The sequence below is a fragment of the Halomonas sp. NYA30 genome (assembly GCF_976980765.1).
This window is the reverse complement of the sequence record NZ_OZ334477.1, coordinates 1,597,262-1,613,287: the sequence shown is the minus strand read 5'-3', so window position 1 is coordinate 1,613,287 and position 16,026 is coordinate 1,597,262. Positions and strand designations below refer to the sequence as shown.

The window sequence follows — 16,026 nt, the reverse complement described above, 5'->3', positions numbered from 1 at the left end:
CACGCTGAAGTCCGGCGCATTATGGCAAAAAGAAAGCCCCCAGGAAACGGGGGCGAAGATCAAATATCTTGTAGTTAAACTACTACAAAAGCACTACATTTTGTGTTGCAGCGCAGTAAAAATTAAAACGATCGTTTGCAACAGCGGCCAAATTCATTGGTTCTACTGGTCCGCCTAGCGGCACTAAAAAACGCCCGACTGCCCAGCCGCGACTACATACTTAGTGAATCGTAGGCGATGGGGCTTCAGGGTCATCTAACAAAGTTTCAATATCCGCCGCCGTGTAGTGATATTTCGTATGGCAAAAGTGGCATTGGGTGTCGATAGCGCCCTGTTCGTGAAGAATATCTCGCAGTTCTTCCTTGCCTAGCGTGTGCAGTGCATGGCTCATTCGTTCGCGGGAGCAGGTACAGCCAAAGCGCAGGGCTTTGGGTTCAAAAACGCGCACGGTTTCTTCATGGTAAAGGCGGTGCAGCACTTCGCGCTGTTCAAGGCCGAGCAGCTCTTCTGTTTTAATCGTATCGGCTAACTGCACGCTACGGTCCCAGGCATCGACATCCTGGTTTTGTGACTCTTCAGGGAGGCGTTGGAGCAGCAACCCACCTGCGCGCTTCTCATCAGCCGCTAACCATAGGCGGGTTGGCAACTGCTCGGATTGCGTAAAGTAGGCTTCCAGGCAGCCACCTAGCGTCTCCTGATCCAGCGCGACAATGCCTTGGTAGCGATGACCTTCACGGGGGTCGAGGGTGATGACGATTTGGCCCTCACCGACCAGCTCACGGAAAGAGGCATGCTCGCTAGGCAGGTCGGCGTCTTCCGCGATGCGGGCAATCGCCCGCAATTCACCACCGGGATTGGATTCGGCCATCAGTAATGACAGAACGCCGCGGCCGCGCACTTCGATGCTTAGCGTGCCATCCAGCTTAACGGTATCGGTGAGTAGCGCCACGGCAGCTAACAGCTCACCCAATAGCTCATTGACCGCGGGTGGGTAGGCGTGGCGATCCAACACTTCGTGATAGGCGGCCGCCAGGGTGACGATCTCGCCGCGGACATTGGTGTGATCGAACATAAAGCGTTGAATTTGATCGGACATAATTTGGCAACCTACTATAAAGGACGGCGGGTGTTTAGCTGCGACTAATCGTTAACTGGGCTATTGATGCTGCTGCACTGAGTAAATAGCCGCGAGGGCTACTCACCCTGATTGCGTTGGAAACGCTGAATATCGCGGCGCTGCTTTTTATCAGGGCGTTTGAGCGGATGCTGCATCGCCTCGTTAGTGAGGCGCCTTGCTTCAGCTTCCTTGGCACGACGCTGCACACTTGCGTCGGTTTCTGCATAGAGTGTGCGCGCTTCTGGTGCACCGCGTCGTTGATCCGAAAGCGATACCACCTCTACCTCTAATATCTCCCAGCCCTGTGGTACACGAATAAGCGCACCGATTTCCACCTGTTTGCTGGTTTTAGCGCGGCCACCATCGTAGTGAACCTTGCCACCTTCAATGGCTTTTTTAGCCAGTGCGCGGGTCTTAAAGAAACGTGCTGCCCAGAGCCATTTATCTAAGCGTACGCTCTCGCTCATTTAGGCACTCCTTGCGTTTCAGACTGCTGTTCCGGCAGTTGTTCGGGTAACAGATGAGCGAACCGATCAAGGGCTATAAATTCCTGTAGCTCTTTTTCGGGCCGCTGGCTGTCAGGTTGCTTAATGCCCAGCAAATACTTGATACCAAACTCACGAGCGCTTTCAAGCACGCGGGCATTGTCATCGATAAACAGCGTGCGCGCCGGGTCGAAAGGCTCGATTTCCTGCAACGCAAACCAGAACGCCTGCTCCTCTTTGGCGGCGCCCACGTCTTCGGAAGAGACGATGGCGTCCAAGTAGCTTTCCAGGCCGGTGAGGGGCAGTTTCAGGGCAAGGCTGGCGCGATCAGCGTTGGTGGCAAGCACCACCCGTGGATGTGCTAGCTTAAGCCATTTGAGAAAATCCAGTGCGTCACTGCGCAGGCCTATCAGATGTTGGATTTCTCGTTTCAGGGCGACAATATCCACGCCCAGCTCGCGGCTCCAGTACGCTAGGCTGTACCAGTTTAAAGTGCCCTGCTCGCCGATAATACGCGCGCGCAGCGCTTCCTGAGAGGCTTCATCCAGTTGGTGCAATTCGCGGTAGCGCCGCGGTAAATGCTCAAGCCAAAAATGGCTGTCGAAGTGTAAATCCAGCAGCGTGCCATCCATATCAAGGAGGACAGTGTCTATCTCGCGCCAATCAATCATTGCCGCTCCAGTCACGTTAGGAGTAAGCGTGCTATTGTAGCTTAACCGCCTTTTACCAGCCATGGAGGCACATGTTTATGTCTACGTCCCCCCCTACTCGCCCAACCTTTAATCACCCTGAAGATGGCAGCGTTAACCGCTCGGGTTACCAGCAAAAGCCACAGATTCTTGCTCGCAAGCAGATCACCCAAAGCCGTTTATTCCAGATTGAGTCACTGGATCTGCGTTTTTCCAATGGCGAAGAGCGCCAATTTGAACGTTTAACCGGCGCGGACCGAGGCGCGGTGATGATGGTAGCAATGCCTGACCCGGAGCATGTGCTGCTGATTCGCGAATACGCCGCCGGGTTTGAAGATTATGTGCTCACCTTGCCAAAAGGGCTGGTCGACCCCGGTGAAGATATTATCACCGCGGCCAATCGCGAGCTGATGGAGGAGTGTGGCGTGGGTGCGCACCGCATCGAGCCGCTGGTTGAGCTTTCCCTGGCGCCGAACTATATGCGCCATCGCATGCAGGTGCTGCTTGCCACCGACCTTTACCCCAAGCGACTGCCAGGGGATGAACCCGAGCCATTGATTGTGGAAACTCACGCCATTGAGGAGCTTCCTTCACTGCTATTGCGCGAGGATTTTCACGAAGCCCGTGCGATTGCCGCGCTTTACATTGCGCGAGACAGGCTGCGCGAAGAGAAGCGCAATAATGCGACGGATTTGCTTTGAGGCACTCATTGGCTCTACCCCCGTCAAGCGCTTAGACCATGCCGATGCTTTTTAGAATCAGCGTAGATCCGTGTTTGTAGAGGTAACAGTGCCTTGCGAAGTGAAATGGTGGTATCAGTCAGCCCCCATCGCTTGCTAGGAGAATATCTGCCTTGGGGAAGGACATTGTCGTGCCCAATCAACTGATGATGATATTGACGGGTCAATCGTTGTAGATGCTGTGCGGTATCTCGACGGCAGACAGGGTACTGGCTTAGCAATTCAAGCACACAAAGCGAACGCTGAAATGCCTCACAAGGCATTTCTAAACGAAGTATTTCGAGCTCAGCCCACGTTGGCCGATAACCTTTATACCAGATGGAATCTGCAAGTTGCTTGACGTCATCGACTGCGATTTCAAGAGAATGAGCCCCCACTCGATATAGCAGCTTGCGTTTAACAGAAGCTTCCATAACTAGTCCTCGTTACGATAATAATCATCTAGCATCACTTTTAGGTTTCCCAAAATGCGAGTTTCGTCCCCCACATAGTAGCTGATTGCTTCTCGGGCTAACCGTTCAAATTCTTCGATGTCTATATAAGGAAGCTGTAGCAACGTTTGGATATCGCTTTGATCACGGTCACCAAAGCGACCAAGCTTGGTAATTGCTACATCAAGCGCACTCGCAACGTAGACTTCTACGTTGGGGATATTGCTTTGTGTCACTAACCGAATGATGCGATCTTCGTAATCTTCGTGTAAAGGGGCCAGCGTCGCATTGAAACTAGCATCTAGCTCTAGTATTTGTACTACGCCATCTTCATCAGTGAACACATAGGTGTCTTCGTCCAGAAGCGCAACAATATCGGATTTTCTGGCCAAGCCATGAGATGCGACTTCGGCGTCTATATCCGCGCTACCCCGTGCTCGAGAATGAATGTGAACCGCGCAGCCTCCAAATACAATCACTTGAAAAATGCCTTTTTCGCCACTTGCATACACAGACTCAAGCACATGGAAAAACTCAACGAGTGCACGTCCTAACGCTGTTTTGGGCTCGATTATTGGATATTCACCAGGTTCTATCGGCACGTCATCCCCTTCCTCAATAAGCCCAAAACCAACTCTCGCAGTGCTCTCAGCATCAGCCTGTCAAAGCAAAAAGTACACATTTCACCGAATTCCTGAACTACTGCGGAAGCGGCCAACATCCCATAACAAGCTACCAGACGACTCAGTAGCACTAATGGTGGCAGCTTTAGCTCGCGATCGTTATCTCTTACTTATTTAAAGATGATTTTTCAATGTAATCCAGCGCCGCTGGCGGTGGCTGTCCAACCCCGCTTCCAGCAGAGCCATCGAACGCAGGGCGTCGTCGACGCTTACCGGTAGCGGCGCTTTATTACGAATAGCAGCAGTAATACCCTGGTAGTAAGCTAAGTAATCGCCCGGCAGCGTCGGAAGTTCACGGCGCACCAGCGGCGCGTTTTCACCCTCTCCTTCGCGCAGCGTTAACGTGCCATGTTGGCTATCCTCGCCCCACTGCGGTGCGGGCACTTCGCCTGCTTTCAGCCTACCCTCCTGGGGATCCAGGCCGTACTTAACGAAGCTGCCTTGGGTGCCATGAATCCGAAAACGCGGGGTTGGATCGGCAATTAATGTGCCAGCGGCCAAGGTAACGCGAAAGCCTTCGTAATCGAGCAGCGCCAGGAAGTCATCGTCGGCCTGGGCACGGTCACGTAGTGCGTCTAGTTCCAGCAAGATTGCCTGAGGCATGCCAAACAATTCACAGGCTTGGTCCAACAGGTGCGGGCCCAAGTCGTACCAGATGCCACCTCCGGGGGTCGATTTCTCGCGCCAGCGATCACGCACTTCCGGGCGGAAGCGGTCAAAATGTGATTCAAAATTCACCACACGCCCTAGCGTCCCCGCTTCAAGCAACGCTTTAACGGTTAAGAAATCGCTATCCCAACGGCGGTTATGAAATACCGACAAAAGACACTCTTTTTCATCCGCCAACTTTTTGAGCAACTTTCCTTCCGACAGCGTGACCGTGAATGGCTTATCGACCACCACGTGCTTGCCCGCCGACAGCGCCGCTTTCGCGAGCGAAAAATGCGTGTCGTTGGGTGTCGGAATAACAATCAAATCAATATCACTGCGCTTGCAAAGCGCCAACGCCTGGGCCTCTACCTCTACGTTAGGAAGTGACGCCTGCACCTTAGCAGCATCGCTTGAGGATACCGCTACCAAATCCAGGCCCTCCGTGGCCTGAATAAGCGGTGCGTGGAAGGTTTGGCTCGCAAATCCGTAGCCGACTAATCCAACGTTAATAATTGCCTTCATTTGATTCCTTCAATGTTGTGACTGCGACTGATGATTGCCGAGCTTAGTGCCCTATCAATCCAGCTTGCTTAGGTCTCGAACGGCCCCTTTGTCGGCAGATGTGGCCAATAGCGCATAGGCTTTCAGCGCTGGGGTAATCTTGCGGGGGCGCTGTTCAACGGGCTTCCAGGCGGTAGCGCCTTTTGCCTCCATCGCCTCGCGGCGAGCCGCCAGCTCCGCATCGCTCAGGTTGACGTTGATCGTCCGGTTAGGAATATCTATACGGATGATATCGCCCTGCTCAATTAAGCCAATGGCGCCCCCAGCTGCGGCTTCCGGCGACACATGACCAATCGAAAGCCCAGAGGTGCCGCCCGAAAAGCGACCATCGGTGAGCAGCGCGCAGGCTTTTCCTAACCCTTTAGACTTGAGATACGAAGTGGGATAAAGCATCTCTTGCATGCCGGGGCCACCTTTGGGGCCTTCATAGCGGATCACGACGACATCGCCCGCTTTGACCTTATCCGCCAATACATCGGCAACCGCCTGATCCTGGGACTCGACCACATGCGCGGGGCCTTCGAATACCAGGATTGATTCGTCGACCCCGGCGGTTTTCACCACGCAACCATCCAGCGCGATATTGCCATACAGCACGGCCAAGCCACCCTGCTGGGAGAAGGCGTGTTCCAGGTCGCGGATACAGCCCGTGGCGCGGTCGCCGTCGAGGCTCGGCCAGCGGGCGCTTTGGGAAAAGGCGGTCTGTGTGGGAATACCGCCCGGCCCGGCTTTAAAGAACTCAACTACTTCGGCGCTGGGCGAACGCATAATGTCCCACTCATCCAGCGCGGCCTTGAGGCTGTCGCCATACACGGTGGGCACCGAGGTATCCAGTACGTGTGCACGGTCCAGCTCACCGAGAATCGCCATGATACCGCCCGCACGATGGACGTCTTCGATATGGTATTTCTGAGTGTTGGGCGCCACTTTGCAGAGCTGGGGCACTTCACGGGAGAGGCGGTCGATATCCGCCATGGTGAAGTCCACCTCGGCTTCCTGGGCAGCAGCCAGGAAGTGCAGAATGGTGTTAGTAGAGCCCCCCATGGCGATATCCAGCGTCATGGCGTTTTTGAACGCTGCTTTGGAAGCAATGGCACGGGGCAGCAGGTGCGCTTCATCGCCTTCGTAATAGCGTTTGGCCAGCTCAACAATGCGGTGACCGGCGGTTTCAAACAGGCGACGACGATCTGAGTGGGTGGCCAGCACGGTTCCGTTACCAGGCAAAGCCAAGCCTAGCGCCTCGGTCAGACAGTTCATCGAGTTGGCGGTGAACATTCCTGAACAGCTGCCGCAGGTGGGGCACGCGCTGCGCTCGACTTCGGCGAGGGTTTCGTCATCAACGCTGTCATCGGCGGCCATTACCATGGCGTCTACTAAATCAAGGCCATGGTTAAGCAGCTTGGTTTTACCCGCCTCCATGGGGCCACCAGAGACAAAGATAACCGGAATATTCAGGCGCAACGCGGCCATCAGCATCCCAGGGGTAATTTTGTCGCAGTTGGAGATACATACCAGCGCATCGGCACAGTGGGCGTTGCACATGTACTCGACGCTGTCGGCAATCAAGTCACGGCTAGGCAACGAATAGAGCATGCCGTCGTGACCCATGGCGATGCCGTCATCCACCGCAATGGTGTTGAACTCTTTCGCTACGCCGCCCGCTTTCTCAATCTCCCGCGCCACTAGCTGGCCCATGTCCTTTAAGTGAACATGGCCCGGCACAAACTGGGTGAAGGAGTTGGCGACGGCAATAATCGGCTTTTGAAAGTCACCGTCCTGCATACCGGTGGCGCGCCACAGGGCGCGTGCACCGGCCATATTACGACCAGCGGTGGTGGTACGTGAGCGATACTCTGGCATGGCGTCCTCTACTCTCTTAATATCTATCTTTTAATAACCATCGCAAAAGCTTTCTTGGATAAAAGCTTAAAGACAATGCTCTTTTTTTATTCGCCCACAACATAAAAGGCCGTAGGCTAGGATGTCTGAATAATCAACGGCCTTCGATTGTGGCATGAGCGCCACGCAGAGACTAGATGCAGCGACTAGATACAGAGGCTAGATGTAGAGGCTCGAAGTAGAGAGAAAAGCGCCTTCCATGGCGCTAATTCATTAGAACGTTTCCCACGCCTCTTCGGCTGGCTGAGGGGCAGCGGTGCGTTGGGGCAAGTGCCCCTGAGGGGATGCGGCAGCTAAGGGAAGTGTTGGCTGAAAGCCTACTTGCTTAAGCATACGCTCGCGAGCGGTTTCGCTGCTCTCTTCTGCCGCGCCCTCTAACCGGAAGGCGGCGATGACGTTCGCGAGGCTTAATGCTTCGCGGGTGAGGTCCTGAGCGGCGCTGGAAATTGACTGTACCTTGGAAGCGTTCTGCTGGGTGACATGATCCATCTCGGAGACAGCAGTATTGATTTGGGCGATACCGCTGCTCTGCTCATCAGATGCGGAGCTGATCTCTTCCATGATATCGCTGACTTTCATTACTTGAGTCACGACCTGATCAATAGCCGCTTCAGCCTCTTTCACCGCCTGGGCACCACCGCTGATTTCCTGGGAGGAAGAGTCGATTAAGCGGCGAATTTCCCCAGCGGCATCGGCACTGCGCCCCGCCAAATTACGCACTTCATTGGCCACCACGGCGAAGCCACGCCCCTGCTCACCTGCGCGTGCAGCTTCCACCGAAGCATTCAACGCCAGAATATTGGTTTGGAAGGCGATACCATCAATCACGCTAATGATGTCGGTCATTTTATCGGCACTGGCGGCAATACGCTCCATCCGCTCGACAAGCGCCTGCATACGCTCGCCGGTCTCACGGCTAGTGGTAGCATTTTGCATGGCTAGCTGATTGGCCTCGCGGGCGTTTTCGCTATTTTGCTGCACAGTCGCCGTCATTTGGTCCATGCTGGAAGCCGTTTGCTGCAGCGAAGACGCCTGCTGCTCGGTGCGTGACGCCAGGTCTTCATTCTGCTGTTTAATATGTTCAGAAGCAGGTGTGACGACATCAACCTTATTGCCCACTTCAGTAATCAGCCCGGATAGGCTTGCACGCATGGTTTCCAGCGAACTCAACAGCTCACCTAGTTCATCATTGCGCTTTAGGGTGACACGGTTGGCCAGGTTACCCGCCGCAATCTGGAACGTTACTCTGCGCGCTTCATTGAGTGATTTAATCAACGATTTAAGCACCGCCATGCTCAGCCCGACCATCAACACAATACCGAGCAGTAGTACGCCTAACTGGCCGTATAGCAGTACTTGTTGCTGTTGTTCAGCATTTCCCATCAGCGTTTGGGCCGCTGTTCGCTCTTGATCCACCAGCAAATTGACCGTGGCGCTAATGCTTTCAGAGGTCGGTTGGACGGTATCGTTAAAGGCCTCAAACGCAGCAAACCCATTGCCATCCCGGATAGCGGTCAGAGTGACATCAGCACTTTCCATAAAAGTGGCGAGGTGTGCCGTGAGCCCTTCCTGCACGCTCCCTGTTTCTCGCAGCGCAGTGTAGCCTTGCCAGGATTGTTCAATATCGGTACTCATGGTGGCTAATTGCGTTTCTAGCACATCCAGGTCTGCACGGCGGGGATTACGTACGGCAGGTTCAAGTGCTTGGATCGCTTGACTAACACGCTGGTCAATTTGCTGAAGGTCGGTAATACCTTCAAGCCCTGTTTGATTGAGCGTGCGCAACCGTTCCGCGGAACTGGTCAAGCCGTAAACGCCCGCAGCCCCGGCCACCAGCAGCAAAACAATCGCAGCCAGCACCATGCCTATCAGTTTGGCCTGCATGCTATTGAAACTAAAACGCTTTACCCAACCGCGCACGCCAGTGCGGCGCACTGCACCATAATGGAGCGTAAAGCCGCGTGTTTTGCCCTCTTGCATCGCAGCGTAAACGCGCTCTGCCTGGGCAATGGCCTTAGCGTCGGCTTTGCGCCGGATAGAGGTATAGCCCACTACGCGCTCACCATCGAGTAGCGGCGCGATGGTGGTATGCATCCAATACGCCTCTCCGCTTTGGCGACGATTTTTAATCAGTCCTTGCCAGGTTTTTCCCGCCTCAATGGTTTCCCACAAATTCTGAAAAACAGCTTTGGGCATGCTTGGGTGGCGGAACAGGCTATGGGGTTCGCCCATTAACGCTTCTAACGAGTAGCCGCTCACTTCCACAAAGGTTTGGTTGGCGTAGGTGATTCTGCCCTGCAGATCCGAGCGTGAGATCAGCACTTCGTCATCGGCTAACTCGTAGAAGCCGGATGTTGCCTGCGTCGATGTTGCCTGTTTAGCACTGCGCATTTAGAACCCCTACTTTTTATTGAAGGCTTATATCGCCATTAGACTCAGCCGAGTTCCCTAGACTCTTTCATTTACTGGCTGGGCCATTTCAATTAGGGGTAATGCATAAAACATGCCACCGCTAAGGGTGGCATGTTGTTAAACGAAATGAGGAAAATCAGCGACCTAGCATTCTTTAAACTGCCTGCTAGAACGCTTCCCACTGCTCGGTATGGGGTTGTGTTGAGAGGGCTTGGGGGCGTCGCTGAGAAGGCGCTGGCAAACCGCGGGTTGCTTTGTTTAATGCATGGGTTGCACGCTGCAACTTCGCCCGCGCCTCGTTGATGTTCTCATCCTGGGCACCTTCCAAACGGAATGCGTCCACCACGTTGGCAAGCTCATGAGCCTCAAGGGAGAGATTGTCGGCTGATGCCGCAATCGTCTGAACTTTAGAGGCATTCTGCTGAGTCACATGGTCCATTTCAGCAATCGCCGTGTTTATTTGGCCGATCCCACTGCTCTGTTCGGTGGAGGCGGTACTGATCGCGGCCATCAGTTCACTGACCCGACTAACCTGCTGAGACACCTCTTCAATCGCCCGTTCCGCCTGCTCGACGGCACTGCGGCCCCCGCTTACTTCTTGCGTCGTGCTGTCAATCATCTTGCGGATTTCCTGGGCGGCATCCGCGCTCCGCCCAGCCAGATTACGTACTTCGCTGGCGACTACGGCAAAGCCGCGGCCATGCTCACCGGCACGAGCGGCCTCAACCGAGGCATTGAGTGCCAGAATATTGGTTTGGAAGGCAATGCCATCGATGACGCTAATCATGTCGGTCATTTTTTCAGCGCTCTGGGCAATACGCTGCATGCGCTCCACCAGTTGCTGCATTTGCTGGCCGGTATCTTTGGTGCTGGCAGCGTTCTGTACCGCCAGTTCGGTTGCCTGACGGGCATTCTCGGTATTCTGCTGAACCGTCGAGGTCATCTCTTCCATACTCGAAGCGGTTTGCTGCAGTGACGATGCCTGTTGCTCCGTACGCGACGAGAGTTCTTCATTTTCAGCGGCGATCTGTTGGATTGCCGGGGTGACGACCGAGACGCGACTTTCCACATCTCCCACAATACTGGATAAGCTAAAGCGCATGGTATCCAACGAATAAAGTAACTCGCCCAACTCGTCGTTGGTTTGATGATGTCCTTGAGCAGCCAGATTGCCGGCGGCGATTTGAAAAGTGATATAGCGCGCGCCCGATAAACTGCGCAACACGGATTTCAGTATCATCGCGCTCAGGCCAATCATGACCAGAAAACCAATGGCCAGTAATGTCAGCTGGGCTACCAGCATCTGTTGGCGTCCGCTTTGCGCCTGAGAGACCAACGCTTCAGCATCGGCGCGCACTTGCTCGACCAAGGTGCTGTTTAGCTCACGCAGTGATTCCGTCGTCGGTACCACTATGTCGTTAAAAGCTTCAAAGGCCGCAAACCCGTTGCCTTCTTGAATAGCGACCAGGGTGTTTTCCACACCGGCGTCCCATGTGGTCAGCGCACTATCGAATGCTTGGTTTGCTTCAATCTCAGCCACCTCATCGATATTGTAATCAAGCCATAGCGTATTCAATGAGCGGGTATATTCGCCAATTTCAGCGTTAATGGCGTCAAGATCCGCTTGGCGTGGATTACGTACGACCGGCTCCAGCGTCTCGACCGTTTGCCCAATATAGCGTTCGATGTGCTGTAGGGTAGCTACTTCACCCAGCCCAGAGCGGTTGAGTGTTTCCAGACGCTCACCGGACATCACCAGGGCGTAAACCCCCATGCCTCCTGCAAGGCTTATAAGCAGTAGCGAAGCCACCATGCTGGTGAGCTTGGCTTTCAGGCTGGTGAGCTGGAACCGGGTCAGTATGCCGGTTAAGCCTTTGCGACGTAGCGCGCCCTGGGCGAGCTTATAGTGGCGGGACTTGCCCTTTTCACGAATTTCAGCGTAAACCTTTTCCGCCCTGGCCACTGCGTTGGCAGAGGCTTTGCGGCGAACGGAGGTATAGCCTGCAATGCGTTCACCGTCCCGTAGTGGCGCCACGGTGGCATGTACCCAATAGTGATCGCCATTTTTGCGGCGGTTTTTGACCACGCCTTGCCAGGTTTCTCCGGCTTGAATCGTTTTCCAGAAATCCGCATAAGCCGCTTCTGGCATATCGGGGTGACGAAGTAGATTATGCGGAGCGCCGATTAGCTCTTCACGGCTATAGCCACTGACCTCAACAAACGTAGGGTTTGCGTAGGTGACATTCCCTTTTAAGTCCGAACGGGAAATGAGCACCGTTTCTTCGCTCAGGACGTATTCACGTTGGGACACAGGCTGGTTATTGCGCATTAATGCTCCGAAAATTAGATGTTCTTAATTTTACTAAATCAGCCGCTATTATGCGCCATTATGGCTATTGTTGGGTTATAACAAAGTGAACAAATCTGACACTCCCCGCCTGCCGCGCTTCGCGCTATAGGCGAGGGTTCTTGGGTCGCCCCAGAACCTTCCTGCTTCAACACGCCTTCACTAAATAGCGACTAGGCCGCTATCCCCGCTCCGGTCGCTCCACAGGCTAACCCTGCCAGTCCGGCAGTTTGAATATTCTTCGCGGCGTTAATATCGCGATCTATCGGTTGGCCACAGCCTTCGCAATGCCAGTGACGCTGTGACAACGGTAGCTTTTCGACCTGATGGCCGCAGCCGTGGCACACCTTGCTGCTGGGGAGCCACTGGCTGACCTTCACCACCTGGCGTCCCGCCCAGGCGGCTTTGTACTCAAGTTGGCGGACAAATTCGCCCCACCCCGCATCGCTGATGGCCTTGGCTAGATGACGGTTTTTGACCATGCCGGTGATGTTCAACGACTCGACACACAGCACTTGGTTGTCGTTAATCAGTGTTCGGGTCGCTTTGTGGATTGCATCACGGCGGCAGTCCGCGATCTTGGCATGCAGCCGCGCCACTTTCTGGCGGTATTTTTGACGGTTATTCGAGCCTTTCCGTTTCTTGGCTAACCGGCGTTGCAAGAACGCCAGCTTGGCCTCGTAGCGTTTAAAATGTCGTGGGTTCCCCGACTTTTCGCCTTCGCTGGTGATAAAGAGATCGGTCAACCCAAGATCAATACCCACCATGTTGGGAGTGATTGACAAAGCCTCTGGCGTGACCTCACACAAGCAGCTAATGAAATATCGGCCTGCACGATCGCGGGAAATCGTGATGCTCGACGGCGCACTCGGTAGCGGGCGGCTCCATCGGATCGGTAACGCCACCGTCGACTTGGCGATCGTGATCTCTCCATCGCGATAGCGAAAGGCGGCTTTGGTTAACCGGATCGATTGTCGACCCTCTTTTTTCTTAAAACGTGGGTAGCGTGCCCTGAGCTTGGGATTAAAGAAGTTGTCGAACGCGGCTTTTTGATCGCGGAGGGTTTGTTGCAGGATGACGCTCGATACCTCTTTTAACCATGGATATTCTACCTTCAAGTCAACCAGGCGCTTTTCCGCTGCGGAGTGAGAAACACTTTCCCCATGCTGCTGATACGCCTCAGTGCGAAACGCCAATGTGTTATTCCAGACAAAACGGGCACAGCCGAACGACTGTGCCAACAGCACAGCCTGCTCGGCGGTGGGATAAAGTCGTTCTTTGTAGGCACGCTTTGTCATACTGGATAAATTATCAGCTATCTGGGGTGGTATCAATACAGCACCGCTACGCGGTGCGCGCTTATATCACCGCCCAATCGAAGATGCTTTACGCGCTGAGTGGTAAAAAAAGCGCCGTACTTAAGTACGGCGCTTTTAACGGTTATTTTCACTCACCTGCATGGATCACAGACAGCGTGTCGAGGCGTTAATTAACGGCCAAACACCACATCGGCTACATCGCGATAACGTTTGGCAAAGTGCACCGTCATGCCCTCTTTCAGATAGTCCGGCAACTCTTCGTAATCACGTTTATTGGCCTCGGGCAGGATCAATTCGAAAATATCACTGCGCCGTGCGGCAATCACTTTTTCGCGAATACCGCCAACGGGCAGCACTTGGCCAGTCAAGGTTAGCTCGCCAGTCATCGCCAGGGGCCGGTCGATCGCATGGTGCTTAGCCAACGACAGCAGCGCGGTGGTCATCGTGACACCGGCCGAAGGCCCATCTTTCGGCGTGGCCCCTTCCGGCACGTGTAAGTGCACAAAAGCCGAGTCAAAGAAATCGGCATCGGCGCCATACTCCTGCAGGTGGCCAAGGGTATAGCTGTAAGCAATATTGGCGGACTCTTGCATCACTTCGCCCAGCTTGCCGGTCAGCTTAAAACCGCGATCCAACGAATGTACCTTGCCTGCCTCAATGGGTAGCGTTGCCCCGCCCATAGAGGTCCACGCCAGGCCGGTCACCACCCCTTCGCCGGTGAGCACTTTTTCCTTGCGGAAGATCGGTGCGCCTAAGAACTCTTCCAGATTCTTCACCGATATCTTGACCGTTTCGGGCTCCTCTTCGAGCAGCTTGACGGCCGATTTACGCACAATACGATGGAGCTGCTTTTCAAGCTGGCGGACACCGGCTTCACGGGCGTAGCCTTCAATCACCTGCTTCAAGGCCGCATCGGACAGACTGATACGCTTTTTCGACAGGTTGTCGCGCTTGAGCAGCTTCGGCCACAGGTGGTGCTTGGCAATCGCCAGTTTCTCCTCGGCGATATAGCCAGAAAGACGGATCTGCTCCATGCGATCAAGCAGTGGCCCAGGAATCGAATCCAGCGTATTAGCGGTGCATATAAACAGCACCTTGGAGAGATCCATGCGCACATCAAGATAGTGATCAAGGAAATCGACGTTCTGCTCGGGATCAAGCACTTCCAGCAACGCCGAAGCGGGGTCGCCCTGGAAGGACTGCCCTAACTTGTCGATCTCGTCGAGCATGATCACGGGGTTCTCGACTTCGACCTCTTTAAACGCCTGCACCAGCTTGCCGGGCATCGCGCCGACATAGGTGCGCCGATGACCTTTAATTTCCGCCTCGTCGCGCATACCGCCTACCGAAAAACGGTAAAACTGACGGCCTAAGGCTTCGGCAATCGAGCGTCCAATAGAGGTTTTACCCACCCCTGGCGGGCCGACCAACAGCACAATCGAACCACCAACATCGCCCTTAAAAGTACCTTCGGCCAGAAACTCAACAATGCGTTCTTTAACGTCTTTCAGGCCGTCGTGGTCACGATCGAGTACTTGCCGCGCATGAGGTAGATCGAGCTGATCCTGGCTGGTCACGCCCCAGGGTAACGACGTTAGCCAGTCGAGATAATTACGTGTGGTGCCATACTCCGGTGAGCCGGTTTCCAGCACGCTAAGCTTATTCAGCTCATCATCAATACGTACTTGCACGCGCTCGGGCACGACCAGTGCTTCCAGCCGCGCTCGAAAGGTATCGACATCGTTTTCGCGATCGTCTTTGGAAATGCCTAGCTCACGCTGGATCACTTTGAGCTGTTCGCGCAGGAAGAACTCGCGCTGGCGATCCTGCATTTGCGCGTTGACCTGCTCGCTGATCTCGCCCTGCAGCAGCGCCACATCAATCTCTTTACGCAGCAACGGCAGCACTTTCTGCATCCGCTCTTCCACCGACAGCGTGGCCAGCACATCCTGCAGCTCAGGGCCTTTGGCGGAGGTGATAGCGGCGGCAAAATCGGTCAGCGGCCCCGGCTGGTGCGGGCTAAAGCGGTTGAGGTAGTGCTTGAGCTCTTCACCGTACAGCGGGTTGATCGGCAGCAGCTCTTTGATCCCATTGATAATCGCCATGGCATAGGCGCGGGTCTCTTCATTCTCCGCGTCGACCGGCTCTTTGGGATAAGTGACTTCCACCAGATAAGGCGGTTCTTTGGAGAGCCAGCGGGTAATCTTGAAGCGCTGCAGGCCCTGGGCGATAAACTGGATCTGATCATCTTCGCCCTTCAGTTTATGCACCTTCACCGCTGTACCAATCTCAGGAAAACCTTCGTGGTCAAGAGAGGTAACGCCCTGCTCACCCACAAACGCCACGCCCAAGGTGTGATGCGGTGTATTACCCACGCGGCGCATGGTCTCTTCCCAGCGCTCACGGTTAACCACCAAAGGCTGAACCTGGGCGGGGAAGAAAGGACGATTATGAATAGGAAGAAGATAAATGCGCTCGGGCAGCATGTCGCTGGCGGGCACTAGGGAATTTACCCGTTCGCCGTCGGAGCGGTACTCTTTGCTGCCCTGCTCTTCAGCATTCTTTTCAGCACGCTCTTCATTATCATTGCGGGGATCATCATCAGTGGATGATGACGGCTGTTCATCAAGTTCCCACTCAAAGTGTTCAGCGTCGTGTTCGTAATCCTGGTCGCTCATGCTTCCTCCAATGA

The 16,026-nt window shown here is 54.5% G+C and carries 12 protein-coding genes; 1 reads left to right on the top strand and 11 read right to left on the bottom strand.

The annotated features are described in order from the left end of the window. Positions 1-220 precede the first annotated feature (220 nt). The 3 genes from hslO to yrfG form a co-directional block, all read right to left on the bottom strand. Positions 221-1,096, bottom strand: a complete 876-nt coding sequence (gene hslO / locus ACWI0H_RS07315; RefSeq protein ID WP_176302783.1) for an Hsp33 family molecular chaperone HslO — start codon at positions 1,094-1,096, stop codon at positions 221-223. 98 nt (positions 1,097-1,194) lie between these two features. Next, positions 1,195-1,584, bottom strand: a complete 390-nt coding sequence (hslR, locus tag ACWI0H_RS07310; protein WP_101145327.1) for a ribosome-associated heat shock protein Hsp15 — start codon at positions 1,582-1,584, stop codon at positions 1,195-1,197. Next, positions 1,581-2,273: a GMP/IMP nucleotidase gene (yrfG, locus tag ACWI0H_RS07305; protein ID WP_176302781.1), complete on the bottom strand. Its 693-nt coding sequence runs from the start codon at positions 2,271-2,273 to the stop codon at positions 1,581-1,583. Before yrfG ends, hslR begins: the two co-directional genes overlap by 4 nt. 77 nt (positions 2,274-2,350) lie before the next feature. Here yrfG and nudE point away from each other — a divergent pair, with 77 nt between their 5' ends. Next, entirely contained in the window at positions 2,351-2,992 is a 642-nt protein-coding gene (nudE, locus tag ACWI0H_RS07300) for an ADP compounds hydrolase NudE (RefSeq protein ID WP_336269732.1), read from the top strand. Positions 2,993-3,015: 23 nt separating this feature from the next. Here the strand turns inward: nudE and ACWI0H_RS07295 are convergent, their stop codons facing one another. The 8 genes from ACWI0H_RS07295 to lon all read right to left on the bottom strand — a co-directional run bounded on the left by ACWI0H_RS07295 (position 3,016) and on the right by lon (position 16,012). Beyond that, a complete protein-coding gene (locus ACWI0H_RS07295) occupies positions 3,016-3,444 on the bottom strand; it encodes a hypothetical protein (RefSeq protein WP_101145329.1) in 429 nt (142 codons plus the stop codon). A gap of 2 nt (positions 3,445-3,446) precedes the next feature. Then, positions 3,447-4,064: a DUF6036 family nucleotidyltransferase gene (locus tag ACWI0H_RS07290; RefSeq protein ID WP_336269729.1), complete on the bottom strand. Its 618-nt coding sequence runs from the start codon at positions 4,062-4,064 to the stop codon at positions 3,447-3,449. Between the two features lie 195 nt (positions 4,065-4,259). Then, positions 4,260-5,318, bottom strand: a complete 1,059-nt coding sequence (locus ACWI0H_RS07285) for an oxidoreductase (RefSeq protein WP_336269723.1) — start codon at positions 5,316-5,318, stop codon at positions 4,260-4,262. Positions 5,319-5,372: 54 nt separating this feature from the next. Then, complete coding sequence (gene ilvD, locus ACWI0H_RS07280; RefSeq protein ID WP_336269722.1) at positions 5,373-7,217, bottom strand: dihydroxy-acid dehydratase; 1,845 nt, start codon at positions 7,215-7,217, stop codon at positions 5,373-5,375. A gap of 252 nt (positions 7,218-7,469) precedes the next feature. Further along, entirely contained in the window at positions 7,470-9,647 is a 2,178-nt protein-coding gene (locus ACWI0H_RS07275) for a methyl-accepting chemotaxis protein (protein ID WP_485875804.1), read from the bottom strand. Positions 9,648-9,834: 187 nt separating this feature from the next. After that, on the bottom strand, positions 9,835-11,997 hold the full coding sequence (locus ACWI0H_RS07270; protein WP_485875803.1) for a methyl-accepting chemotaxis protein: 2,163 nt from the start codon (positions 11,995-11,997) through the stop codon (positions 9,835-9,837). Positions 11,998-12,188: 191 nt separating this feature from the next. Then, positions 12,189-13,313 carry an RNA-guided endonuclease InsQ/TnpB family protein gene (locus ACWI0H_RS07265; RefSeq protein ID WP_101145334.1) on the bottom strand — a complete coding sequence of 375 codons (1,125 nt, stop codon included), beginning with the start codon at positions 13,311-13,313 and terminating at the stop codon, positions 12,189-12,191. Between the two features lie 191 nt (positions 13,314-13,504). Beyond that, the gene (lon, locus tag ACWI0H_RS07260) at positions 13,505-16,012 is read right to left on the bottom strand and encodes an endopeptidase La (RefSeq protein WP_485875802.1); all 2,508 of its coding nucleotides are present in this window, start codon (positions 16,010-16,012) and stop codon (positions 13,505-13,507) included. Positions 16,013-16,026 lie beyond the last annotated feature (14 nt).